Origin of the sequence: Paenibacillus plantarum, assembly GCF_013141695.1 — a bacterium.
In the GTDB taxonomy this organism is placed as follows: domain Bacteria; phylum Bacillota; class Bacilli; order Paenibacillales; family NBRC-103111; genus Paenibacillus_E; species Paenibacillus_E plantarum.
In genome coordinates this window covers 377,455-401,499 of record NZ_WHNY01000060.1, presented here as the reverse complement: position 1 = coordinate 401,499, position 24,045 = coordinate 377,455, and the positions used below count along the sequence as shown (strand labels likewise).

The following is a 24,045-nucleotide window of genomic DNA, read 5'->3' as shown; positions in this document are numbered from 1 at the left end:
TAACATGCTATAATGTAATAATTGCATTTATCTATTTGTGTGATCACATGAAAAGGAGGAACTCGGATTGGCATGGCAAGAAAACGGGGCAGAGTTCTATGAAATGATACCTCATATCCCATCTGCGTTAGAGAGGCAGATTGGTATTTGGGTGTTGACTTCTGGGCGCAATCGCGCCAAATCAACCTACAGAGTGGGACCGCGCCATTTTACCTATTACAGTCTTCATCTTATTTTGAGCGGCGAGCTTCAACTTAGCTTTCGTGAGGATAAGGTTGTTCTAAAGAGGGGCGATTTGTTCTGCATGCATCCGGATGAAACCTATGAGTACGAAATTAACCCTAGCGGGACTGAACTTCAAATGGCATGGATCGCATTCCATGGACCGCTTGCAGCCGCTCAGCTTCAACATACCCAGCTATCCGCCGTGCATCCTTATATGCATAACGGGGTCACACGGGAGCTGATTGCTATCCTAGATACCATCCGTGAGCTGCTCGCTCAACAATTGGATCAACCTTTGCTGCTAGCCGGTAGATTGATGGAATTCCTTCACCTTTTGGTTGTTTCATCATCCTCTAACGATTCAAGTTCAAGTCATTCACTGCCTACTTGGCTCGAACGCGGAAAATCATACATGGACGTCCATTTTGCTGAAGGAATTACAGTAGAGCAAGTATCCGATTGGCTGGGTATATCTCGTTCACACTTCTCGAAAGCATTCAGCAAACATATGAATACAAATCCCTCTAATTATTTACAACGGCTCCGTATGAGAGAAGCTCGGCGACAGCTGCTCGAGTCCACTTACTCCATTACAGAAATCGCGCTCTCGCTCGGATATAGCGATTTGTTCGCATTTACACGAGCCTTCACTTTGTTTTACGGAACAGCGCCTAAACACTACAGGGACAAGCACTGCGACCTAGAATTAAACGATCAGGTGATGCTATGACAATTCTGCTTATTTTACTTATGGTTGCTGCCATTACACTATTTATAGCCAAAGCACGTAATCCTTCCGCCTATTGGATGGGTTTCGTACTCGTAGGCTGGTTTTTGAGCATGTTTGGGTTGATTCTATTCATAGCCAAATACGGCGGGTTCTACTACCGCATTAATATTGTTTTGTTTTTTAACGATTCGATTCGGAATCTCCTGCTTAACGCACCGATAAAAATCGAAGGGATCAGCCGAATGCTTACGGCGGGGCGCTCGTTATTTGTTTTCAGCTTAATCGGCCTGTCCATTTCATTCATGGCTTATAAACCCACCAAACGCATGTGGAGTATTTATGTCTTTACTCTCCTGCCGTCTCTCGCCAATCTCATTTTCTATGATCCGATCATCTACAAATGGGTGCTTACTTCCATGGATCGTAAACACACCTATATCATTGGCTGGGTTACGCGTGGTTGGCTCGTTTTGTTTGTCTCAGCAGCTATTTATGTACTCATATGGAAATATAGGCGCGTCACCATCCCTTGGGTGAAACGACAAAGCAAGTTCGTTATATTGGGTGTATTTTCGCTTGTTTTGTTCTATTTTTACCTTGGCTTCATGGGTCCTTTACAGGTTTTCGATGTCCGTACATTTTACGTACTATACTCCGATTTTTCCAACTTTAACCCGCCTCTTACGCTTCTAGAGTGGTATGTGAGTATAGGATTAACCGGTGTGTTATCGTTATTCAGCATTATTTCAATCTGGCAATACACGGAGATCGAAATGAAAATGGGCAAAGAGGATCTATTGTTGGAGCGAAAGCTTAATATTGCCAACATGGGGGCTCAAGTTTTCACTCATGCTTTAAAAAACCAATTAATTATGATTGACTTACTCATTAAGCAAGCCAATCAAAGTGTACAGGCTGGGCATGATGACCGTAAATCCTTAGAAAAGAATCTGACGAAAGCCGATGAAATCGTCAATCAAACGTTAGGCCGACTTGATCAATTATATAAATCTTTTAAAACAAGCCATCTACAATTGAAGCCTCATTCCATTCAAGCGCTCATTCAGTACACCCTCGATCGAATGCCAAATATCCCTTCCAATATCGAGATTGAATGTGAATCACTGGGGGCAGATCCGATGATATTAGCCGATTCTGAGCATATGTCTGAAGTCATCTACAACCTGCTGATGAATGCCATTGAAGCCATTGAAGCTGACCAGTCAGGGCTCATTCGAATGATTGTTTATGTGGAGGATAATTGGGTTATTTTGAAAATTGCCGATAACGGCTCAGGTATTCCCGAGCATTTGCAGGAGCATATCTTCGATCCTTTCTATACGAACAAAAATACAAATAAAAATTGGGGCGTTGGTTTGTCTTACGTAAAACACATTGTGCTAGGCCATTATGGACGGATTCACCTAGAAAGTAAGCTAGGTTCAGGCAGTACATTCCAACTGATTATTCCTTTATATGTATTGAAAACAAAATAAGAGAAAGGTTGATGAACATGGCAGCAAATATTCGAATCATCGTTGCTGAGGATCTGGATGTTTTGAGAGAGCACTTCTGCAGCTTGATTACTGAAGAAGAGGATTTAACCGTCATTGGGCAAGCCGCAAGTGGCAAGGAAGTGCTGCAATTGTTGAATCAAGTTGGCGCACCTGACATTATTTTGATGGATATCGAGATGGACATGAAGCATGATGGGATCATTACGGCCCAAAAGGTTCTCGACCAGTACCCACAGGTACGCATCATTTTCCTTACCGTTCATGAGGACGACGAAACGGTATTCAGTGCTTTCGAAACAGGGGCAGTCGATTATGTGCTCAAAACAAGCTCAAGCACCGCCATTATTCAGAGTATTCGATCGTCGTATGCTGGAAATGTACAAGTACGTCCTGAGTTCGCCTATAAAATCAAAAATGAATTTTCTCGCATAAGGCGAAATCAGGAAACTCTGCTGATGGCCACCCTGATTATCTCTCAGATGACCCCTTCTGAACTGTCGATTCTGGAACTATTGCTCAAAGAGATGAAAATTACTGAAATTGCTAAAGAGCGTCAAGTTGAACTTTCGACGATCAAATCGCAAATTAATATGATTTTAAAAAAGTTCAACAAAAAGCGGACGAAAGAAGTGACGGCTATGCTTCGCGAGCTAAACATAACGCCATTCATACATAAAGCAAGAGGAGGGCTATGAAGCCCTCCTCTTGCTTTATGCTTATTCTCTTTTATGGCTGAACGGCTTTGATTGCTGGACCCGTCGTCAAGAAGTTTTCCGATGGAACAACACTTGTTAACTTACCATTATCAACAAACAGTTTTTGCAAGTTGTCGAACCACTTCTTGGCCGAGCCATCCTTAAACACCTCAGCTTGCTTCTTGCTGTCGATCCACTCACGGGAGTCCAATTCTTGCTTAAGACTATCTTCTGGCACTTGTGTATATGCCGCAGTCAGTTTGACCGCTTCATCAATGTGACTGATTTTGTAATCTGTTGTTTTGTTCATGGCTTTCATAAATTTCTCTACAAGCTCAGGCTTTTCTTTTAGAAATTTCGGACTCACAACCCAGCTGGCCGGGAAACTGTAGTCGGGGAAGAAGCTGCTGTTATCGCCTAGCTTGATCATATTTTCTTTGCCGATCTGCTTTTCAATTTCTACCGTATAAGGAGACCAAATGGCTACGGCATCGACTTTACCTGCCACATAAGCTGTAACCGCACCTGCGACATCCATATTGACGATATTCACATCACTTGGTTTCAGTCCCGCTTTTTCGAGTCCTAAATTAAGAACCATTTCACCTGAGGTCCCTTTCGGTACACCCACTGTTTTTCCTTTAAGACCTTTCCAATCTTGAACCCCTGATTTCTTCGTTGCAAAAACCATATCGCTCTTTCCTAGTGAGATAAGTCCGATAATATTTCCTTGACCTTGGGCAGACAAGAACGCAGCGCCAGGTCCGATATAGGCAATGTCTACATCGCCAGAGGCCATAGCTTGAAACTCGGGAGGCCCGCTTAGAAATTTAATCGCATTCAATTTGATGCCTTCCTCTTTGAAGAAACCTTTCTCTTCTCCAATTGCTACTGGAGCCGCCCCGCCCATATCCGGAATATATCCAAAATTAATGGTCAGTACTTTCGCTTCAGTCTTCGCTTGAACCGGTGTAGTGACTGGCGATGAACCTTGCGGGCTAGATGTCTGTGCAGCTGAGGAGCCGCCGCTCGAACCGCAAGCGCTTAGAAGAAGAACGACACTGAATAATGCTGCAGTAACAGAAAGCTTTGGCAACGATTTAATTGTACTAACCATGATAATACCCTCCCTATGTCTTCTGTATTTTCAGCTTTCTACGAATAAGTCCCTTATTTAGATACCTCTAAATATTCTTGGTAAACTTTAGACCAAATTTCATTCTTGATCCGAACGAAGCGTTCATCCAGTTTTGTTGACTGATCTCGCGGGTAAGGGATATCTACATCAATAATTTCTTTAATACGCCCAGGTCTAGCGCTCATTATAATGACTCGCTGTGCCAAAATGACGGCTTCTTCCACATCGTGCGTAATGAAAAAACAAGTTTTCTTTTCCTTCTGCCAAGTCTTAAGCAGTTCTTCCTGCAGCTGCGCTCTTGTTTGAGCATCCAGTGCCCCAAATGGCTCATCCATGAGCAGTACTTCAGGCTCAACAGCATAAGCTCTAGCGATAGCTACACGCTGCTTCATTCCGCCTGACAGCTCCTTCGGATACGCATGGGCAAAGTCTTTCAATCCAACCAGTTCCAAATAATGCTCTGCCCGCTCAAGGCGTTCCTGCTTGTTTAATCCACGCAGTTTCAAACCAAACTCGATATTCTTCAGTACAGTTTTCCAAGGGAACAACGCGTACTGCTGAAACACCACGCCGCGCTCCTTACCTGGACCTTTGACTTCTACACCATCGACTTTGACTGAGCCGGATGTCGCTTCCTCTAAGCCGCCAATAATGTTTAGCAACGTCGTTTTGCCGCAACCGCTCGGGCCTACGACACAAACGAATTCATTTTCCATAATAGAAAGGTCTGTATTTTGAAGGGCTATTGTCTCGCCATTACGTCCATTGTATACCTTGGAGAGTCCGCGAATCTCAATCTTGCTAGACGCTGAGCCGCGTTGCACATTCCCTTGAATCATCCCTGCCGCAGTTCCTGCCATCCTGTCAGCCTCCTTTCCAAGAAGAGAACGAATTTATCCATTGAAAGTCCAATAATGCCTATGACGATGATTCCTAAAATAACAACATCCATGCGGAAATACAAACTCGCTTCCATAATCATATTGCCAAGCCCTTTGTTAGCTCCTGTCAGCTCTGCCGCGACTAAGGTCGTCCATGCCGCAGCAAGCCCGAGTCTTACACCAACAAGAATATAAGGAAATGAGGCAGGAACAATCACTTCTAGGAAAATATGTTTATCTGTGGCACCTAGCACTCTAGCTGCTCGTATGAGCGTGGGGTCCACATTCCGAACTCCCTGAAAAATGGAGATCACCATAACCAAGAAAGTTGAAACAAAAATCACACTGATTTTCGCAGATTCCCCTACACCTTGCGATACGATAACGAGAGGGATTAGGGCAATTGGCGGAATTGTACGGAAAAATTGGATCCAAGGGTCCACAATTGCACGAGCAATAGCATACCAAGCCATGACAAATGCAACCGGAATCGCAACGATCAATCCCAGCGAGAAACCGCCGAGTACACGCAGCAGGCTCGCCCACACATTCGTTAACATACGACCGCTGGCAACTTCAGCTTGAAATGTTTTCAATACTCTAATAGGGGTCGTTATGATCGCTCCAACACTTGGTATTGCAGAGAGCAGGTACCATACGACAAGCCCGGCAACGATGGAGATAATCGTTAGCAGCCATTTTGGAATCTTATTCATAGTAGTATACTCCTTCTAAGTTGATTCAACAGCTACCCGTCATAGGCAGGTTGCAAGGCCTCACTCTTATATTGGTTTCTGATTATATTAGCTTCACTTTGCCATCCAGCCTTCTCTAATCTGCGCACCCAGTCCTCTGGTTTTAGGTATTTCCATGGACCGGTTTCCAGCACCTTTTGCATCGGATCTACTTTATAACCCGGCTTCCGCGACTGTTCATGCTGCCAAGACGAGAGCCTGTGATCCATTTCTCTTACAATCTCTGGATAGTCAGCAGCCACGTTCCGCAATTGGTTTGGATCATTCACCATGTCATACAAGGTCACTTCATCAAAATGCAGGTATAGACCTGGATGATACGTACGGATGAAGTACCATTTCTCATCACGCACAGCTCGCTGGCATACATATAGCGCGTGATCCATAACCAAATAATCACGGCCTTGCCAGTGCTCACCTTTCAATGTAGACAGAAACGACTTGCCATCCCAACCCACGGGTATTTGCAATCCGACCATATCCGTTATAGTGGCAATTACGTCAACATTATAAACGAACCCATCAATAACTTGTCCAGGCTGAGTAACGCCAGGAACTTTAATGATGAGAGGGATATGATGAACAGCCTCTGTAGCACTTGCGTGCTCGAGATAGATCCCTTGCTCACCCATAGATTCTGCATGGTCAGCACTGATAATGAAGCACACATCATCTTCGATGCCGAGCTCTCTCAGCGTATCCAAGAGTTCACCCACATACTTATCCATGTAACTGATGCCACCGTCATAACCATCAATGGCATGCTTCAAATCAGCACGGTTCGTAATTTGTGCAGGCATTGTTGCCGGAAATTTATTGCCCCAGTGAAGGAACTGAGCAGAACGCGGGAAACTGTCTTGCTGTTGACTCGCGATCGTCGCTTCATCCGGAAATTCTTTAAGCGGTTCATCCTTCCAACGTTCCATGTACTCGATGGGGTACGTGTAGAACGTGTGGGGGTCCCAGTATTGGATATGGAGGAAGTAATTCTCTTCTTTGCCGTGTTGTTTCAACCATGGGATTACGGCACCATTTACTTCATCAGCGTTCTCGTTGCCTTCCTTCAATGAGTGCGTATGCACCTCGTTCCAACCTGCGAAGTACCACCATGCATGATGCCGATCGCCAAACGTAGAGAAGGTAACTGTTTTATAGCCAGCGTTGCGCAGATACCTTGTAAAGAACGGAACCTCTTCGCTGTGTCCATCTCCATCTGGATATTGGAACTCTCCGCCAGGTCCCCAATGTGTCAATGCCCCATGGTTAATACCGAATCGACCTGACATAAAACTCGCTCTTGATGGAACACAGGGCGATGAAGCCGTATAGCAGCTGTTGAATCTAACCCCTTCCGATGCAATTTTATCGATATTCGGAGTCGTCTGCCTCTTGTAGCCATAACAACTCATATGATCCGGACGAAGCGAATCAATATCTAAGTAAATCATTCTCATACGTACAATCCTCCTCCTCATGATGTAAGGGTTTTCATTAATATGTATCTATTGTATTCATAATTTTCAATCTATATAAGGTTGAACATTTTTCAACCTTTTTGCTGAGGGACTCACAGGAGATAATGAATAATTGCTATCTCACAATCGACAAATATCCCTCTTAGCGAGGGAACATGCGGTCGAGATATTAAAAAGCAAACCATAAAACAGAAAAAACCCTTACCGAAGTAAGGGTTTCCTACATGTAAAACTGGGATGCGGTCGGGGGGATTTGAACCCCCACGCCTTGTGAGCGCCACCCCCTCAAGATGGTGTGTCTGCCGTTCCACCACGACCGCATGAGAGAATAAAACAATGACCCGTAGGGGACTCGAACCCCTGTTACCTCCGTGAAAGGGAGGTGTCTTAACCACTTGACCAACGGGCCATAACATCGTCATTGAACAATTCAGCCCGTTATGGACGACAAGTGTTATTATAAAGGATTCCCGGCTCTTTGACAAGCCTAATTATTGGTAATAAAACTAGTTGAAGCTTACAAGTGAGGAGCCCGCATGCCCATGCTGCATAAACCATGAGAACTCCTCCTTTCAACTCACTATTTGATTTTAAAATAGGACACAGACTCGTTTAATGTATCCACGACGGACTTCAGCTGTTCCGACGCAGCAGCAATATTCTGCATCATGGCAAGCTGTTCCTCTGTGGCTGCTGCCACCGTCTGAGATCTCGTCAGAATGTGGGACGAGCTTGACGCTGACTGGTCCATCGTCGCCGAAATTTCTTCCGAGCTAGCCGACATTTGCTCTGTTATGGCTGATGTCTCATGAATCTGCGTGACGATATGTGTCACAGATTGCATGATCGTTTCGAAGCTCTGGTTCACTTCTTGCATCATTTGTGAGCCGGTGCTCGCTTCCTGCTTCGTCGCATTCATCGACTGGGATACACTAGCAATCTCGACTCTCGTCTCGTGGATCAACTGGTTGATGCCGTCGGCGGATTCGATGGATTGTGAGGCCAGTTTGCGGATTTCTTGGGCGACGACATTGAACCCTTTGCCATGCTCACCTGCTCTAGCTGCCTCAATAGACGCATTCAGCGACAAGAGATTGGTCTGGTTCGCGAAGCTCGTGATGCTCGAGGCGATTTGCCCAATCTCATCCGATTTACGTGTTAGCGACTGTACCGTCATAGACAGCTGTTCAACCGAACTTAGCATATTCACGATCTGATGTTGCAGCTTCGAGAGCAGCTCATTGCCGAGTGTTGCATGCTGGGAGGTTAGTGAGGAGTGATCCGCCATAACGCTTGAGTTTTCTGCTACACGTTGAATCCCAATCGCCATTTCCTCAATAGCTCGGCTCGTTTCTTCACTGCTTCTTGCTTGCACTTCGACTTCCTGCGTCATTTCTTGAATATTCGAAGCGACATGTTCAGCAGCGTGAGCAGACTCTTTGGAGCTGTCCGACAGCTCTACGGAAGCGTCGTGTACGAATTGCGTATTGTGAGCAATCGTGCCGATCAATCCTCTCATTTTGGCAACCATATGATCTACCGATTCTGAAATCTGCCCCAGCTCATCCTTGGAATACGTCAATTGAGCCTCATGACGCAAATCTCCTGCAGCAACCCCGCCCGTAATGGTTATAATCCTACGAATCACTGACATGATCTTCCTGATCACGAATCCGCCAGCTCCAAACAAAATGAAGATGATAACTGCCACACCGATGTAAACACCTTTGGCTGTTGCGTTATTCTCCTGCTTAATATCGTCAATGCTCTGTTTAGCATGCACGTCTAGAATTTCACCAATAGCATTCAGCCCTTCGCGTCCCTTCTCAAAGGTGGCCATCAGCTTCGGTTCATTCAAAACGCCTTTGCCAACACTCCCCGCTTGAATGACGGCATTCGCTTCTTTGACCCACTGGTCAAAGGAAGTTTGGAAGCTCGATGCACTTTGCTCTATGGTCACTTTCGTCTCCGCATGTGCCGTTTGCAGTAATTCCTTTGCTTTTAAAATAGTAACGGCCTGTCCAACCCTTGTATTCGTTTGTTCAATATTATCTTTCAGCAGCTTCAACTGGTTCGTTTTCTCTTCAGCAGTTAAGGTGCCCGACACTAACAACTGATAAGCGTTCATGGCTTGATACATATCCCTGTCCGCATTCAATATAAGTGACACACTCTTCTCCGTCGTCTCATACAAGGAGGAGGTCAGCGTATCCGTATTGGACTTGTTTACCTCTAGGAGATATACGCTTGAACCTAAATACAACAGAGAAGGAATTAATAGCAATAAGATAAGACGCAAACGTATCGAGAAAAATGTAGTCACCGGTAGTTCCCCCATCGTGAAGCTTTTTTTATTCACTATAGAGGACAAACGTTTAACATTTATTAGAAAATTGTTAGAATTGGTTGAGATTCGGATGAGCAAAAATAAGCCCAACGGCATGAATGCCATTGGACTTATTTCTTGACGGAGAGAGAGGGATTCGAACCCTCGCACCACTTACGCAGTCTAACCCCTTAGCAGAGGGTCCCCTTATAGCCACTTGGGTATCTCTCCATATATGGCTCCCCGAACAGGACTCGAACCTGTGACAACTCGATTAACAGTCGAGTGCTCTACCAACTGAGCTATCAGGGAATGAACAAGTATTATTTTATTATGAAGGCGCTATTAAGTCAAGTGTATACGATTTCAATTTTCCCCTGCAATTTCCACAGGCAAATTTACGGACATCCATTTTACGTTTCCGATAATACTCCGTCTTGCAATTCACGCACTCTATCCTATATTTATAGGGTTGTATCGCCCGGGGCCGCGGTAAGGATTGGCAATATCGGGTACCTCCGACTTGAGCAAGCAAGGTTTTGAAATCCTGATCCCGATGCTGATAGCCTCGCTTCAAAATATGTAAATGATAATGGCAGAGCTCGTGCTTGATAATCTTCTCGATTTCATCCCGCCCATAGGTCTCCCACTGGCTCCAACTAATCTCAATATCATGTGATTTCATAAAATAACGTCCACCCGTCGATCGCAATCTTCGGTTAAAACGCGCCTGGTGAACGAAGGGTCTACCAAACGATTCCATAGAAATCTGCTCGATCCATTGCTGCAGCTCTTGATCTTCCATCTACGAACACTCCCAATGACAAGTCACTAGCACGGCTAAAGACAAGTTCTTACTTGAATTTGTACCGTATGTACGGCTATACTGTCAAGTAGAAAAGAAGAACGAACGCTCTATACAGAAAGGATTTGAACCACCTCATGCCACAAATGCGATATGCGATATTGAAGCTTGACCAACAACTGGAATTCGTCGAAATGCCTTCCTCCTATTCCTATCAATTAACGGCTTTGAACCAACGTTTGCACAAAGAATTAGAGAAATTAACCGCAGACCATGTGCCACAGCTTCCACGCGTCATTGCGGAGTGTGACGACTTGGAGTTGATCGGTACCACGTATACACTCATCCAAGGTTTGGATTATATCAATGGTTTGGAGAAAACGTTCGCTGGTATCCAAGAGAAATCGTATCCGCTGATCTCGTTGTTGACCGAAATTCGTGCGCTGCAAGCTCAGCTTGAGCAGTGGTACGAAGAGGAATTTGAGCTCTAAAATAAAGGGACCTGCACCCAATACCTTCATTCTTCATATGCTATAAGTACATGGCGAAGAAGGGGATGGGCATATGCCGCAATGGCTTTGTAATCAATTAATGCGTGCCTTCCAGAACAAAAACCGCAGACAAATTCGATTATTGAACGATAGCTGGTACTTTTACCGCACTCGCCGCTCACAAGAGGAGTGGCCTGACAGCCAATCGACGGACGGACCGAGTAAACGTAAATTTTAATGAGAAAGCTAGTACTTGTCCACAAGTGCTGGCTTTTTTGCCATTGGGTACATAGAACCCAGATAGAAAGAGTAAACACACGATAAAAGGTATGAACATGATGAGATGCAGAACAAGAAAAAATAGTTGCATATTTGAAATGTGCCCTCTATACTGTAAATAAATGTAACAAAAAGTAAATACAACTATACATACCTGAGTGAAGCACACTCGAGCTTGCAGATTTATCTGCCGTTCGTTTGTGCTTTTTTTGCGTATTTATTTTGAAAAAGGGGGCTTATTTACATGCAGACAAATAGTAGCCAGTGGCTGCGCAGAATGCGCGAGAAGCATCGTAGGTTGTTTTGGAAAAAGGGATTGGAGGATCGGTTTCAAGTGTTGCAGGAAGGGGAGCGAGTAGGCCGGGAGCAAGAGAGTGAGAAGAGAATAGATCAAGTGCAAAATAACGTGAAGAGAAAGAACCAAGTGCAACAGACTGGGAAAAGAGTCGATCAAGTGCTAAAGACTGGAAATCAAAAAGACATAGTGCAAAAGACTGGAAATCGAAACAACGTTATCCCTTTGGAAGAAAGAAGGCTCGTTTCTAGCAGTAAACCACATCCCCACACTATCGCTGAGCTTGAGGCGGACGTGTGGGAGCTTCGAAAGCAGTTTATCCTCCAGATCGCTAGTCGACGTAACGGCAAAATTCGGCTTCAAGAAGTCGCAGCCGAGTGCAATGTGAACATTCGTATCGCTGCTGAGTGGCTCATCCGTCTTTCCATGGAAGGAATGCTTTCCCTAGTCGCTGGGCAGCGGTATACGATGACTTACTCGGTGAAGGAGGTGGGAGCTGGGCAGAAGTAGGGGATGCAAACAATCAAATTCGACTTCTAGCAAATACCTGTATAACCTACAGTTAATTTTAGAGAATCCGGCCTATTTCAGAGATTAGCTGGAAAACCTCCATCTATTTCGACTCAAATGGGCGAATTTGATGAAATACGCGGAAATTAGCTACATGAAATCCAGTTAAATCAGTAAATGTGGGGGTGAGCAGGGAATTTAGATGGAGGAAATCCAGTTAAATATCTAACACAAGCAAAAAAGCAGTTGGGAGCGTACTCCCAACTGCCATAATCAACTGCTATCATCAACCTACTATTGCGGTTTCTTCATCGTTAAGCCTACGCGACCTTTTTTCTGGTCCACGTTGAGTACCCATACTTGGACAATGTCTCCGACGGAAACCACATCCATCGGATGTTTCACGAAGCCGTTCTTGAGCTGGGAGATGTGCACCAGCCCATCGTTTTTAATGCCGATATCGACGAAGGCGCCGAAGTCGATGACGTTACGCACCGTGCCGGTCAATTCCATGCCCGGTACAAGGTCCTCCAACTGCAGCACGTCTGTGCGGAAGATCGGCGCGGGGACTTCGTCCCGCGGATCCCGCCCAGGCCGCTGCAGGCTGTCTAGGATGTCCCGCATCGTCGGGACACCGACGCCAAGCTTAGGAGCCAGCTCCTCTGGCTCCAGCGTCTGCAGCAGCGCTAGCAGCTGCTGAGAGCCCAGCTGCGCGAGCTCGATGCGCAGCTCCTTGAACAACCGATCCACCACGTCGTAAGACTCCGGATGGATCGGGGTGTTATCGAGCGGGTTCCGGCCGCCCGCAATCCGCATGAACCCGACACACTGCTCGAAGGATTTCGCGCCCAGGCGCGGAACCTTCGACAGCTCCTGGCGGGAGCTGAACTTGCCGTTCTCCTCGCGATACTTCACGATGTTCTTCGCAAGTGTCGCATTGACCCCCGACACGTAAGAAAGCAAGGACGGGGACGCCGTGTTCAAGTCCACCCCGACATGGTTAACGGCCGATTCTACGACGGCCTTCAAGTTCTCGTCCAGACGTTTCTGCGAAACGTCATGTTGGTACTGACCGACGCCGATCGCTTTCGGCTCGATTTTTACAAGCTCCGCGAGCGGGTCCTGCAGCCTCCGCGCGATCGAAATCGCGCTGCGCTCGGCCACGTCAAGCTCAGGGAACTCCGTCTGCGCCAGCTTCGACGCCGAGTACACGCTCGCCCCCGCTTCGCTGACGATCAAGTACTTGAGCTTCCGCTCCTTGATCTCACCGATCAGCTCCGCAACGAACTGCTCCGTTTCACGGGACGCTGTCCCATTCCCGATCACAATCAGCTCCACGCTGTATGTGCTGATCAACTGCCTGAACTTCGCCTTCGCTTCCGCCACCTTATTATTGGGTGGAGTTGGGTAGGTGACGGCGATTTCAAGCATTTTACCGGTGTCGTCGATGACGGCCAGCTTACAGCCTGTCCGGTAAGCCGGATCAACACCGAGCACCACATGGCCCTTAATTGGCGCTTGCAGCAAGAGATTGCGCAGATTTTCCGCGAAAATCTTAATCGCCTGCTCCTCGCCCGCTTCTGTCATTTCACCGCGCACTTCGCGCTCAACGGACGGGGCAAGCAGCCTTTTATAAGCGTCTTCGACAATCGTCCGAAGTACATCCCGCACCACGGAATCACCCCTCACGATTTGACGCAACATGTAATCGTGTATTTTATCCGGTTGAACATCTAGTCCAACCTTCAGAATCTCTTCCCGCTCCCCGCGATTAATCGCGAGAATACGGTGAGGCGGCAGGCGCTTCACAGGCTCTTGATAGGCATAGTACATCTCATAGACTGATTCTGCCTTCGCATCTTTAGCCTCTGTCCGCATAATGCCGTTATCCTGCGTGAACCGACGCACCCAGGCCCGTATTTTCGCATCATCCGCGATATTCTCCGCTAGGATATCCATCGCGCCTTGAATCGCCTCTGCGGCGCTTCCAACCTGCTTGTCCGCGTTAATATAACGCGAAGCCTCTTGCTCCAGCGAGCCTTGACGAGGCTGCTTCCAAATCCACGCCGCAAGCGGCTCCAAACCGCGTTCCTTCGCAACGCTAGCTCTCGTTTTCCGCTTCTGGCGGTAAGGCCTGTAGAGATCCTCGATCTCCTGCAGCTTCACAGCTTTCTCAATCGATGTGCGCAGCTCGTCCGTCAGCTTGCCTTGCTCGTCGATCAGACGAACAACCTCGATTTTGCGATCCTCGAGATTACGCAAATACTGCAGACGCTCCTCGATATCCCGCAACTGATTCTCGTCGAGCTCACCCGTCATCTCTTTCCGATAACGCGCGATAAACGGGATCGTATTGCCCTCGTCCAGCAGCTCCATCGTCGTCTTCACTTTGCCGCTTGGCAACTGTAGCTCAGCGGAGATTTGCTTCAGGATTCGTTCCTGAATCTCCGCTTTCTTCTCCGCAGGAATCTGTATCTTCGCCTTCGGTTCCTCAAACTCACTTGCTTTTGGTTTTCCTTCGTTCCCCGTTACTTGGCCTTCCGTCTCCACATTTGCCACAGTCATACCTCTTTTCTATTGATCGTATGTATATGTATGTACAAACCAAAAAACGAGGGTACCTATCGCCCTCGTCCGTTCCAGACCATATTCAAAATTCTATCAGTCCCACACTAATTTGCAAAGCGTCGTCAACCTTTCGCATCGTTTCTTCATCTAAATGCGTAATTTTGTCCGTCAATCTTTGCTTGTCGATTGTTCTGATTTGCTCAAGCAGAATGACCGAATCTCGATCGAAACCGTGCGTCTCCGCGTCGATTTCCACATGCGTGGGAAGCTTTGCCTTTTGGATTTGCGCTGTAATCGCTGCAACAATCACAGTGGGGCTAAAGCGGTTGCCGATATCATTTTGGATCACTAGAACAGGACGGACTCCTCCCTGCTCCGATCCTACGACCGGCGAAAGATCTGCGAAAAATACATCGCCACGTTTCACAATCACGTCTTACACCCCGCTAACTAAGCGATCAAGCGTACCGTCCGCTTCTTCCTCCGCTTGAAAAGCTTCAGATGCCATGCTGAGATTTATTTTCGCCATTTCCATATACCCACGCTGCATGGATTCGCGTAGACTGCGCTTTTTGCGTTCAATTAAATACAGCTTCATTGCCTGACGAATGAATTCACTCCGATTGGAGTTTTCCTTCTCAACAATTCCGTCCACTTCTTGCAACAGATTGTCAGGCAAGCTAATCATGATCCTTTTCGTATTATGCGCATTGCTCACACTCTCGCACCCCCAGAAACGATACAAAGACAATATTACCAGTATGTCATTCCAAAAACCAAATTATACAATAGAATATATGCCTCCGGTATATCAATTATGTTACACCTAAAGATATAAGATTGTTAATACATAGTATTCTATACCCTATTCTGAAAATCCTCTCCAATGCCTGCATAATTTACATGGTAAATTCATGCAGGACTTCATCCCGCCCTAATAACGGTGTCGCATGAGAGGATTTAAAGCCTCAACCCGCTCCCCATTACGCACATATACGCGCGCAACACGGTGTGAAATCATACATATGATTTCATAATTAATCGTCCCAAGCTGATCGGCCACATCTTCCGCGGTAATTCGTTCTTCGCCTTGCTCACCGATGAGGACAACCTCATCAAGTGCACTTACATCAGGCACATCGGATACATTGATCATACTTTGATCCATGCAGATTCTGCCTACGATTGGAACTCTTTTGCCACGAACCAGCACCTCCGCTTTACCCGAAAGCATACGAGAGTATCCATCCGCGTAGCCGATCGGCAAGGTCCCGATTTGCTCATCACCCTTGGTGTGATAAATCGTTCCATAGCTAACACCTGAACCCGCAGGCAGCGTTTTGAGATGTACAATCCCTGTTTTGAGACTCAGGACTGGCTTTAGCTCAATTTTCGTTTGATCCACATCCTTAGAAGGATACAGACCATACATCGAAATTCCGAGGCGCACCATCGAATAGGTTAAGCCTGGCAAATCAATGGCTGCCGCGCTATTTCCCGCGTGAATATAAGGGAACGTTTCCCCTTTATCCGTAAAATAGCTCACAATCCGCTCGAATCTGCCGTATTGCTCTAGCGTATAGCTTTTATCAACTTCATCTGCATTGGCATAATGTGTAAACAGTCCTTCTACATCTACATTCGGCAGCAATAAGGCTTCCTCTATAAAGGGAATCGCATCTGCTTCCGTATGCAAGCCGAGTCGCCCCATGCCAGTATCTAATTTGATATGAATTTTTAATTTCTTCTGCGATGCGTTCTCTTGTTTACGACTTTGCTCTCGCAAGGCCTCCAGTACATCACGGCTGTATACCGCAATCGTCACGTCCAAATCCCGTGCGCGGTTAATCCCTTCTGGCGGCGTATACCCGAGCACAAGAATAGGCGCAGTAATCCCTGCATTTCGGAGCTCAAGTGCTTCATCAAAGAACGCCACACCCAAATAATCCACACCCGCGGCGAGAACTTCTTTGGATACTTCTACAGCCCCGTGTCCGTAAGCATCCGCTTTAACGACTGCCATCTGCTTCATCCCTGCAGGCAGTACTTTCTGAAATTGTTCAATGTTGCTTCGCAGTGCATCTAACGATATTTCCACCCACGTGGGCCGATAAAAAGCATCCACCAGCGTTCACCTCTTCTATCCTGTTACAAACAACATTTTTTATATTTCTTGCTGCTGCCGCATGGGCATGGTTCGTTACGTCCGATTTTAGGTTCGGCAGCAATCATAGGCGTATTATTTAGCACATAGGCTGCCTCGTTTACAAAATAACGGAAGACGCGGTTTCCAGGCTCAAGAACCGTCATGACGACTGGTTTTCGCTGAAACCCATACTTCATTTCTGAGTCTGGTAAGAATTGTGCCTCTATCACACCGAAACGAACCAATATGGTAGCTACTGCATGTAAAAACACATCAGCACTTGTATCTAACAAAATCCCGGATTGTCGATGCTTATCCCATTCTTTTTTCACATTATGCTCAAGTCCAACTGGCCAGCTGGCTAACACACTTGCGATGGCTCTTCTCCAGGCTTGAATATCTTCTGGACGACCACCTTCGTTCACTTCCTCGAGAATTCCCCAGTTCACTCGATTCCAAAGTGTATCCAAGAGAACAGCGGCTTGTTCCTGCTCTGTAAGCGCCAAGTAAAAGGCTAATTGCTTCGCATTTACCGTAAGTTGCGTTTCTTCTGCCGCCAGTCCTAGCACTACCGCTGCATAGAAAAAGAATTGGTACACCGGCTCTTGGTCTTGATTCAATGTCGGTTTACGGAAAAGCTGCAGATTCAGTTGCTCATCGAACTCGCTCCAGAATTTCCGCGGCAAATGTTTGCGCGCAGCGGACAACTTGATGTTCTTCCCGGTCTGTACGGTCTCAAGAAAAGCTCTGAATTCCTGAACGATTTGTGGTACAGGTGTCCGCCCATCCATCCATAACTGAAGCAGCTTCTGGTCAACTACAAGTGGTTTCAGCTTGCGCTTGGATGGAGGCGTATGTTCCTCAATATAGGCTTCTATATCATTCGAGTTCAGCCAACGTTCCAGCGCATAGTCATTATCTGCTTCCATGTACTGCTCGAATCGCTCTTCGAAATAAGTTTTATACTTACATACTTCATTCAGTGAAGCGTATTGTTCTTTTGAAATTCTAGATGTTACCTGTAGGAATTGAATCCACTTTTTGAAAGAAGTCACATAAGCACCGATATCGGATTCTTTTGTTGTAAGTACATGGCTGATTAAGAACCGGCCTGCAAAATCAACAATCGTCTCACCTTGTACATCCTCATAACTGATTCCATAACGCACGAAATATTCGGTCATCACAAATCCCATGCGATCCACGTGTTTGCTAGCCGTTTCTTGCTTCAACTTCCCCTCATCATTCAGGAACGTCGCGAAAGCCTTCGTCTCATTTTCCCAGAACAACTGCTGCTCTTCCCAAGTTAAATTATCAATTGTATTCATCTTAAACACTCCAATTATCTATTCGCTCCAAAGTTGCATTATACCAAAAAAACGACCGTTCGTGGGGGTTGGTTAAATCTTCTTGTAAATTTTTTTCCGAATTCTTATGTAATACGTGAGAAAAAACCCTGCACCACTAGGATGCAGAGCCTTCTCTTATTAATTAAAATTTTAAAATAAAATCGAACTTATTTCCCGGACTGTCCATCCGTTGCCATCGCAACTTGAATCATTTCATTCACTGGCATATCGCCCGTAAACATCCGGAATTCAACACCATCGTTCGTCCAAGTCAGCGTTCTAGGCTCATCCTTCGAGCCATTCCCTGTGATCACACCAACCGTGAATCCGAGATCAACGATGTCTCCTGGTGGCAATGAAACCGATTTGGCTTGAGGTCTAACCTCAATCAAATTGAAGTTGTATTTCCCTTTATATCGTAAAAGTACAGCGGCATCCTCACCAAACTTCATATCACTGATGTCCTGCTTCACAACATCCTTAGGCAAATAGTACGGCTCAACAATACCAATACTTTGGGCTTTGGCAGCTGCTGGTGCGGTTTTCGTCGCATCTGGTTTCGCCGTAGTGCCTGTGGCTTTGGATTGATCGGATTGACCACCTGTCGCGGACAGATTTTTGTCCGTTAGTGATTTGTCCCCAGTTGCTGCCGGGTGATCCGCATCAGTCACCGCAACGTCTGCTGACGTAGGCATTGTTTGCTGTAAATTCCAGCTAGTCATGTTGCGCTCCATTTGGAAATAATCCTTATCGAACTTCGTATCGAATTCAAAATTCGTGAAATTCACTTGCACCAACACATTTTGATTCGCATCTGACACTTGCACTTGCGCAGGTGCGAGAGTTTTCTTATTCAGCCAGATTTTCTGGCGAGATAGTTGCTCATTTTGGTAATTCGCGGCAACATCGAAAACGTAGGCATCCTTGTCCGTCGTAAATTGACGGTCATTATCCGCAATGATGCTTTTCGCTAAAGATTGGAACAGATACACTTGACCTTGATTCTCTGGCCAATCACTTTGGAAGCGGAAGCTCTTCTTCAAATGCGGCGTCAAGACAAACACGCCTTCTTCATTACGCAAAACGATTTGAGTAACATCCTTCGTGGCATTCGTCAGGGAAATCCGGTAGAAATGCTCAGGTGAGAACGCCACTTCAACCTGATACTCCTGCGGCTGCTGCCCTGTATTTAGAATCATGCTGCCTGAAGCTTGATAGCTGCTCGACTTGCCCATCACATGATCCAAGTCCTTTACGATAGATCCTGCATCCTTTTTACCCATCCCGCATCCTGCGAGAACCAATGCTACGCACATTACCACTGCTACCATCCATGTGACCCGGCGCATTCGATCATCCCCTCACTCATGATTAACATCAACATAGTACATGCATATGAGGGGACTTGTTCGATTATGCAGACGAGTTGGGGCTTGGCCGTGAAAAAGCATTGGTAGAAGAATTATTAATCAATTAAGCTACCTTTCAGGTTGTATACATAATTTATTCACACTCTTCTGGCAGGATAGTTGGTAGGAATCCTATCCATGAACCGGAGGAGTTATTTTTGATTAATAATCACAGAATCGCTCTACAAGCATCGCGAGGAGCTGCAGCAAATTTAGTGCTTCTGTTTCATACTTCGGCTATGTCATTCAAATACTTCCAATTTGACTTTCTAGGGGTCGGCACACTCGAACGTTCAGGGGGCGTAGATTTCTTTTTCTTGCTTACTGGTTTTCTACTGTACCTTACATATGGAAATAAAATAGGAACTAAAACAACCGTTTTTCCCTATTTAACGAATCGCCTTATACGCATTTATCCCTTCTACTGGTTAATTACACTTGTTGTGCTGCCCGTCTATTTTCTTGTTCCGAGCTTTGGTTACGGATATGAAACCCATATAAATACTATCATCAATTCATTTCTACTGCTCCCTCAAACTCATGGTCCAGTATTGCCTGTTGCGTGGTCGTTAAGTTATTTTGTATTATTTTACTTAGTGTTCAGTCTTCTAATGACTCTAGGGAAAAAGCCTGCATACCTCTTGGTTTCCATTTGGACGGCCATAACACTCTGCCATTTTCTTAATGTACCTCTGATAAGTGCTGATATTGATCGGCATGTCTATCTAAATTTCCTTTTTAGTGAAATTAATTTAGAATTTATTACTGGCTGTTTACTGGCCAAATGGGCTAAACATCATAAAAGTAAATACTACAAACTCTTGATACTAATAGGCACCCTTTGCTTTTTGTTGATATGGATAAATAACAAGTACCTTCTCATCCCTTACCACAATTACCTGTTATTTATCATTCCTTCTTCATTAATACTATTAGGCGCAACTTCTGTTCCTGAACAACTTCAATTGCCAAATTGGGTGAAGAGATTGAGCAAGCTTGGAGATGCCTCATACACAATTTTACTAACACATCTCTTATTTATTTCAGTTTTAATGAAGTTAAGTGTTGCGACTCATATCGTTGATAATCTTGGCTTCCTTTTCACAGATCTCATAATTGTGGGGATGACCGTTCCCCTTTGTTATATGACCTATCGATTTGCTGAAAGTCCGTTCGTTAAAGGACTCAAAAGCGCAACAATTTTACGTTCTTCCAAACCATCGAATGCCATCACCTAAATAGATAAAAAAAGCTGCATCGGCTAAAGAAAATAGCCCATGCAGCTTTTCATTTCAATCCTAGCATTCTCTTATACATTAATCTCCGCATCCCTCAATACAGGATGCTTCTCATCCTTCGCTGATAAAATCGGTGACGTCGTCGGCCAAACTATGCCGATTGCCGGATCATTCCACCGTATCCCGCGGTCATGCTGCGGCGAATAATAAGCATCCACCTTGTACAGCACTTGCGTCTTCGGCTCTAATGTACAGAAGCCGTGTGCAAAGCCCTGTGGAACTAACAACTGACGCTTATTGTCGGCGCTAAGGGTAACACCCACCCACTGACCAAATGTAGGGGAGCTTGGACGAATATCTACAGCCACATCGTAGATCGAGCCCGCGACTACTCGCACTAACTTCGTTTGCGCTTGTGGGTTCAATTGATAATGCAGCCCGCGCAGCACGCCTATCTCTTCCGAAAGTGAATGATTATCTTGCACAAAATCTATCGTAATCCACTGTACGGCAAGCTTTGCCGCATGATAACTTTCCATGAAAAATCCCCGATGGTCCGCATGGACCTCAGGTTCAATAATAACAAGCCCAGCTAAAGCTGTTGGCGTTATCTTCATACGTCCTCTCACCTCATTGACTAGCATATGCAGGAGAGTCGTAGAAAGCCTCAGACAACCGTTTATAGACAAGTGACCTCTTCCTTATCGTCTGGGCTCTATGCAAGCGTAAAAAGGCCACCAAGAGCTTTACAGCCCCAGCAGCCTTTTCCTTGTATGAGATGCATTTACCATATATATACGATACCTGCAATTATACCTGCCCAAATCAGGGAACCGAAGACCACACCGACAATCAATCCCTTGCCGATCGACAGATGTTCATCCTGATAAGCGTCTTCATGATCAATCATACCCAAAACCTCCCCGCCTACTCAGTATATGCACTAGTATGGGGAAAATGTTGGCGAATCATGCGGTCGTTTCAATATATTTTAGTTTAATAGGCATTTTTATTAATAAAGCCTTTAACAACAGTTCTCCAAATAATTTTAATATCAAATAAAAAAGTCCAATTTTCGATGTAAAAAATATCATGTTTAATCCGTTCCTCGATCGATGTATCCCCGCGCAAGCCGTTGCTCTGCGCCCAACCCGTAATCCCAGGCCTAATGTGATGCTTCACCATATACTTCGGTACTTCTTCCTTAAATTGTTCCACGAAATAAGGACGCTCCGGCCTTGGACCAACCACACTCATATGCCCGAATAGCACATTGAAGAACTGCGGAAGCTCATCGAGACTCGTTTTACGCAAGAATGTTCCAACCTTCGTTCGTCGCGGGTCATTTTCTACTGTCCACTCGGTGTTTGAAGCCTTGTCTCCAAGGTTCTTCATACTGCGAAACTTGTACATCATAAAGCGTCTGCGGTTCAGACCAACTCTCTCTTGCTTGAAGATGATGGGGCCATCGGAGGTGAGTTTGATGGCTATTGCGATAATTAGCAATAAAGGAAAAATAATAAGGATCGCTGTTAGTGAGAACAGAATATCAAAGCCTCTTTTTAACGTACGATTAGACATTTCATCAAGTGGAATATCCCGAACATTAATTAAGGGCATTCCCGCAAAATTATCAAAGTGAGGCTTAGATGGCAGAATGTCAAAAAAATCAGGGATAATCATCGTCCGAACACCGGATTTTTCACAAATGCTTATGATCTTACCGAACTTCAGATGTGCCTCCAACGGCAGTGCAATGATAACTTCATCAATCATTACATTTTGAAGTGTTTCTTCCAGCTCATCAATAGTCCCGATAATTGGTTTGTAATTCTTATATTTATTTTCATGCTGGTCGGTATAGTCATCCAGGAATCCGATTACCTCAAACCCGAGTTCAGGATGTTGTTTCAAATTCGCATAAAAGCGCCGCCCTAGCGTCCCTGCACCAAGAATCAAAATGAATTGCTTATTATAGCCCTTCTTTCTTAGTCGCTTCAGGCCTAATTTCACCAAATAACGATAAATTGAAATGAAACAAACACTGCCAATAAAATAAATCGCCAAGTACGTTCTAGAAATATGAACCGCTTTGAAAAAGAAGAGCAAGCTTAAAAGTACAAAAATACTGATGATATGCACTTGAAAAATCCTAATAGATTCTTCCGCGAACTTCTTCTTCCTTTTCGGCGAATACAACGTGATATTAAATCCAATTCCAACCGCGATAGCCCCGTAAACTAAACTCCAAATTGCATATTCTCCAATAGGTAAAGGCACCTCATGCGGGATAAAACCGCTTTTGAACTTCAACCACCATGCCAACAGAAATACCAATTGAATTGTGATAAAGTCAGCTAATGCATAAATTTGGGTTAAAAACTTCTCGTTTTTCCGAATCATTTCATTCACCTCCTCGAAACAATGGATAACGATGTACTATAGCTTAGGTTTTTTGAGAACAATAACAGCCATCCAAGCATGTTTTCTGATAAAAGGAAGCGCACGGAACAACATATTGTCGAATCGATCAGCGAATTTAACTAAGGAAGAAAATGCAGGAAATTTACGAAAAGGACTTAATGCTAGGGTTGCTAAGTAGAAATATTTCAATTCCACTGAATCAAAATAGGTTTTCGCTAACTCAATATCTTTCATGAGCAATGGGTGCTCATCTTCTGTCCGAATCCCTGGAGTCAACTTCCGAAACAAATTAATGAGTGGATTATGTCCTAAAGGTTCGGAGAAAACAACCGTACCATCGGGTTTTATCGTTCTTGAAAGCTCTCGATAAGCTTTATGTAAATCCAAGTGATGAATAATACCATTTCCACAAATTAAATCAAAGGTATCATTGGCAAATTCAAGATTTTCAGCATCCATAACTAAGAAATCCATCTTGTCTTGTAGGCCCTCTTCTCGCGCTCTTGCATTCGCCTGTTGAATAGCAACATCTGAAATGTCTATTCCCTTAGCTGATGCAGCGCCGTTTCTAACTAGGAAATAAGAATAACTGCTTAAACCACAACCGTATTCTAATACGTCTTTATTGGCACAATGTGCAAGCAGCAAGTCCGAATAATAGTTAATAATGGCTTGTGTGATAGAGTAATACTTTTCATTCGCTTTTTCTCGGGCATCGTTATTTCCGCCAAAAACTTCATTGTGAAAGTCTTTTTCTTTAACGATTTTAGTAGTCGTAATAGTCATCAT

Annotated in this window: 23 protein-coding genes and 4 tRNA genes; 7 read left to right on the top strand and 20 right to left on the bottom strand. The window is 45.1% G+C overall.

Annotated features, from left to right (window positions below):
• Window positions 1–67 precede the first annotated feature (67 nt).
• Genes GC096_RS19900 through GC096_RS19890 form a run of 3 tightly spaced genes read left to right on the top strand, consistent with a single transcriptional unit; the run spans window position 68 to window position 3,167 of the window.
• Window positions 68–955: a helix-turn-helix transcriptional regulator gene (locus tag GC096_RS19900; RefSeq protein ID WP_171632600.1), complete on the top strand. Its 888-nt coding sequence runs from the start codon at window positions 68–70 to the stop codon at window positions 953–955.
• A complete protein-coding gene (locus GC096_RS19895; protein ID WP_171632599.1) occupies window positions 952–2,451 on the top strand; it encodes a sensor histidine kinase in 1,500 nt (499 codons plus the stop codon). The genes GC096_RS19900 and GC096_RS19895 overlap by 4 nt, the downstream gene beginning before the upstream one ends.
• A gap of 11 nt (window positions 2,452–2,462) precedes the next feature.
• A complete protein-coding gene (locus GC096_RS19890) occupies window positions 2,463–3,167 on the top strand; it encodes a response regulator (protein WP_171632597.1) in 705 nt (234 codons plus the stop codon).
• Window positions 3,168–3,198: 31 nt separating this feature from the next.
• Here GC096_RS19890 and GC096_RS19885 read toward each other — a convergent pair whose 3' ends face one another.
• From GC096_RS19885 to GC096_RS19840, 10 genes are all read right to left on the bottom strand, one after another.
• Window positions 3,199–4,284 (bottom strand): ABC transporter substrate-binding protein, encoded by a 1,086-nt coding sequence (locus GC096_RS19885; protein ID WP_171632596.1) that lies wholly within the window; start codon window positions 4,282–4,284, stop codon window positions 3,199–3,201.
• A 53-nt stretch (window positions 4,285–4,337) separates the two neighbouring features.
• A complete protein-coding gene (locus GC096_RS19880) occupies window positions 4,338–5,165 on the bottom strand; it encodes an ABC transporter ATP-binding protein (RefSeq protein WP_246302842.1) in 828 nt (275 codons plus the stop codon).
• On the bottom strand, window positions 5,141–5,902 hold the full coding sequence (locus tag GC096_RS19875) for an ABC transporter permease (protein ID WP_171632594.1): 762 nt from the start codon (window positions 5,900–5,902) through the stop codon (window positions 5,141–5,143). The genes GC096_RS19880 and GC096_RS19875 overlap by 25 nt, the downstream gene beginning before the upstream one ends.
• Before the next feature lie 32 nt (window positions 5,903–5,934).
• Window positions 5,935–7,395, bottom strand: coding sequence for a sulfatase family protein (locus GC096_RS19870; protein WP_171632593.1), 1,461 nt, complete (start codon window positions 7,393–7,395; stop codon window positions 5,935–5,937).
• A 259-nt stretch (window positions 7,396–7,654) separates the two neighbouring features.
• Window positions 7,655–7,736, bottom strand: a tRNA-Leu gene (locus GC096_RS19865).
• Window positions 7,737–7,753: 17 nt separating this feature from the next.
• A tRNA-Glu gene (locus GC096_RS19860) sits at window positions 7,754–7,825 on the bottom strand.
• 171 nt (window positions 7,826–7,996) lie between these two features.
• Window positions 7,997–9,739 carry a methyl-accepting chemotaxis protein gene (locus tag GC096_RS38775; protein ID WP_171632591.1) on the bottom strand — a complete coding sequence of 581 codons (1,743 nt, stop codon included), beginning with the start codon at window positions 9,737–9,739 and terminating at the stop codon, window positions 7,997–7,999.
• A gap of 145 nt (window positions 9,740–9,884) precedes the next feature.
• Window positions 9,885–9,973 (bottom strand) — tRNA-Ser (locus GC096_RS19850).
• A gap of 5 nt (window positions 9,974–9,978) precedes the next feature.
• Window positions 9,979–10,054, bottom strand: a tRNA-Asn gene (locus GC096_RS19845).
• Between the two features lie 19 nt (window positions 10,055–10,073).
• Window positions 10,074–10,547: a SprT family protein gene (locus tag GC096_RS19840; RefSeq protein ID WP_171632590.1), complete on the bottom strand. Its 474-nt coding sequence runs from the start codon at window positions 10,545–10,547 to the stop codon at window positions 10,074–10,076.
• A 137-nt stretch (window positions 10,548–10,684) separates the two neighbouring features.
• Here GC096_RS19840 and GC096_RS19835 point away from each other — a divergent pair, with 137 nt between their 5' ends.
• The 3 genes from GC096_RS19835 to GC096_RS19825 all read left to right on the top strand — a co-directional run bounded on the left by GC096_RS19835 (window position 10,685) and on the right by GC096_RS19825 (window position 12,122).
• Window positions 10,685–11,038, top strand: a complete 354-nt coding sequence (locus GC096_RS19835; protein ID WP_171632588.1) for a hydrolase/acyltransferase — start codon at window positions 10,685–10,687, stop codon at window positions 11,036–11,038.
• Window positions 11,039–11,111: 73 nt separating this feature from the next.
• Entirely contained in the window at window positions 11,112–11,276 is a 165-nt protein-coding gene (gene cmpA, locus GC096_RS19830) for a cortex morphogenetic protein CmpA (protein ID WP_141692697.1), read from the top strand.
• 285 nt (window positions 11,277–11,561) lie between these two features.
• Window positions 11,562–12,122: a hypothetical protein gene (locus GC096_RS19825; RefSeq protein ID WP_171632587.1), complete on the top strand. Its 561-nt coding sequence runs from the start codon at window positions 11,562–11,564 to the stop codon at window positions 12,120–12,122.
• Window positions 12,123–12,416: 294 nt separating this feature from the next.
• Here the strand turns inward: GC096_RS19825 and GC096_RS19820 are convergent, their stop codons facing one another.
• From GC096_RS19820 to GC096_RS19795, 6 genes are all read right to left on the bottom strand, one after another.
• A complete protein-coding gene (locus GC096_RS19820) occupies window positions 12,417–14,597 on the bottom strand; it encodes a Tex family protein (RefSeq protein WP_312886311.1) in 2,181 nt (726 codons plus the stop codon).
• A gap of 175 nt (window positions 14,598–14,772) precedes the next feature.
• Window positions 14,773–15,123 (bottom strand): type II toxin-antitoxin system PemK/MazF family toxin, encoded by a 351-nt coding sequence (locus GC096_RS19815; RefSeq protein ID WP_028553893.1) that lies wholly within the window; start codon window positions 15,121–15,123, stop codon window positions 14,773–14,775.
• A 3-nt stretch (window positions 15,124–15,126) separates the two neighbouring features.
• Complete coding sequence (locus GC096_RS19810; protein WP_028553892.1) at window positions 15,127–15,408, bottom strand: CopG family ribbon-helix-helix protein; 282 nt, start codon at window positions 15,406–15,408, stop codon at window positions 15,127–15,129.
• A 216-nt stretch (window positions 15,409–15,624) separates the two neighbouring features.
• Window positions 15,625–16,815 carry an alanine racemase gene (gene alr / locus GC096_RS19805; protein WP_171632584.1) on the bottom strand — a complete coding sequence of 397 codons (1,191 nt, stop codon included), beginning with the start codon at window positions 16,813–16,815 and terminating at the stop codon, window positions 15,625–15,627.
• A gap of 23 nt (window positions 16,816–16,838) precedes the next feature.
• On the bottom strand, window positions 16,839–18,164 hold the full coding sequence (locus GC096_RS39125; protein ID WP_281366822.1) for a YecA family protein: 1,326 nt from the start codon (window positions 18,162–18,164) through the stop codon (window positions 16,839–16,841).
• Window positions 18,165–18,352: 188 nt separating this feature from the next.
• Window positions 18,353–19,534 carry a LolA family protein gene (locus tag GC096_RS19795; RefSeq protein WP_171632582.1) on the bottom strand — a complete coding sequence of 394 codons (1,182 nt, stop codon included), beginning with the start codon at window positions 19,532–19,534 and terminating at the stop codon, window positions 18,353–18,355.
• Window positions 19,535–19,752: 218 nt separating this feature from the next.
• Here GC096_RS19795 and GC096_RS19790 point away from each other — a divergent pair, with 218 nt between their 5' ends.
• Window positions 19,753–20,832 (top strand): acyltransferase family protein, encoded by a 1,080-nt coding sequence (locus tag GC096_RS19790; RefSeq protein ID WP_171632581.1) that lies wholly within the window; start codon window positions 19,753–19,755, stop codon window positions 20,830–20,832.
• A gap of 71 nt (window positions 20,833–20,903) precedes the next feature.
• Here GC096_RS19790 and rfbC read toward each other — a convergent pair whose 3' ends face one another.
• The 4 genes from rfbC to GC096_RS19775 all read right to left on the bottom strand — a co-directional run bounded on the left by rfbC (window position 20,904) and on the right by GC096_RS19775 (window position 24,045).
• Window positions 20,904–21,449 carry a dTDP-4-dehydrorhamnose 3,5-epimerase gene (gene rfbC / locus GC096_RS19785; RefSeq protein ID WP_171632579.1) on the bottom strand — a complete coding sequence of 182 codons (546 nt, stop codon included), beginning with the start codon at window positions 21,447–21,449 and terminating at the stop codon, window positions 20,904–20,906.
• A gap of 167 nt (window positions 21,450–21,616) precedes the next feature.
• Window positions 21,617–21,742, bottom strand: a complete 126-nt coding sequence (locus tag GC096_RS39120) for a hypothetical protein (protein WP_281366821.1) — start codon at window positions 21,740–21,742, stop codon at window positions 21,617–21,619.
• A gap of 86 nt (window positions 21,743–21,828) precedes the next feature.
• Window positions 21,829–23,235: an undecaprenyl-phosphate glucose phosphotransferase gene (locus tag GC096_RS19780; RefSeq protein ID WP_171632578.1), complete on the bottom strand. Its 1,407-nt coding sequence runs from the start codon at window positions 23,233–23,235 to the stop codon at window positions 21,829–21,831.
• A gap of 36 nt (window positions 23,236–23,271) precedes the next feature.
• A complete protein-coding gene (locus GC096_RS19775) occupies window positions 23,272–24,045 on the bottom strand; it encodes a class I SAM-dependent methyltransferase (RefSeq protein ID WP_171632576.1) in 774 nt (257 codons plus the stop codon).

Excerpts from the sequence above, each read along its gene's own strand:
- GC096_RS19795 (WP_171632582.1), bottom strand. The coding sequence starts at position 19,534 with ATGCGCCGGGTCACATGGATGGTAGCAGTGGTAATGTGCGTAGCATTG.
- GC096_RS19890 (WP_171632597.1), top strand. The coding sequence starts at position 2,463 with ATGAACATGGCAGCAAATATTCGAATCATCGTTGCTGAGGATCTGGAT.
- GC096_RS39120 (WP_281366821.1), bottom strand. The coding sequence starts at position 21,742 with ATGATTGATCATGAAGACGCTTATCAGGATGAACATCTGTCGATCGGC.
- cmpA (WP_141692697.1), top strand. The coding sequence starts at position 11,112 with ATGCCGCAATGGCTTTGTAATCAATTAATGCGTGCCTTCCAGAACAAA.
- GC096_RS19780 (WP_171632578.1), bottom strand. The coding sequence starts at position 23,235 with ATGATTCGGAAAAACGAGAAGTTTTTAACCCAAATTTATGCATTAGCT.
- GC096_RS19880 (WP_246302842.1), bottom strand. The coding sequence starts at position 5,165 with ATGGCAGGAACTGCGGCAGGGATGATTCAAGGGAATGTGCAACGCGGC.
- rfbC (WP_171632579.1), bottom strand. The coding sequence starts at position 21,449 with ATGAAGATAACGCCAACAGCTTTAGCTGGGCTTGTTATTATTGAACCT.
- GC096_RS19895 (WP_171632599.1), top strand. The coding sequence starts at position 952 with ATGACAATTCTGCTTATTTTACTTATGGTTGCTGCCATTACACTATTT.
- GC096_RS19885 (WP_171632596.1), bottom strand. The coding sequence starts at position 4,284 with ATGGTTAGTACAATTAAATCGTTGCCAAAGCTTTCTGTTACTGCAGCA.
- GC096_RS19825 (WP_171632587.1), top strand. The coding sequence starts at position 11,562 with ATGCAGACAAATAGTAGCCAGTGGCTGCGCAGAATGCGCGAGAAGCAT.
- GC096_RS19775 (WP_171632576.1), bottom strand. The coding sequence starts at position 24,045 with ATGATGACTATTACGACTACTAAAATCGTTAAAGAAAAAGACTTTCAC.
- GC096_RS19870 (WP_171632593.1), bottom strand. The coding sequence starts at position 7,395 with ATGAGAATGATTTACTTAGATATTGATTCGCTTCGTCCGGATCATATG.
- GC096_RS39125 (WP_281366822.1), bottom strand. The coding sequence starts at position 18,164 with ATGAATACAATTGATAATTTAACTTGGGAAGAGCAGCAGTTGTTCTGG.
- GC096_RS19875 (WP_171632594.1), bottom strand. The coding sequence starts at position 5,902 with ATGAATAAGATTCCAAAATGGCTGCTAACGATTATCTCCATCGTTGCC.
- GC096_RS19835 (WP_171632588.1), top strand. The coding sequence starts at position 10,685 with ATGCCACAAATGCGATATGCGATATTGAAGCTTGACCAACAACTGGAA.
- GC096_RS19840 (WP_171632590.1), bottom strand. The coding sequence starts at position 10,547 with ATGGAAGATCAAGAGCTGCAGCAATGGATCGAGCAGATTTCTATGGAA.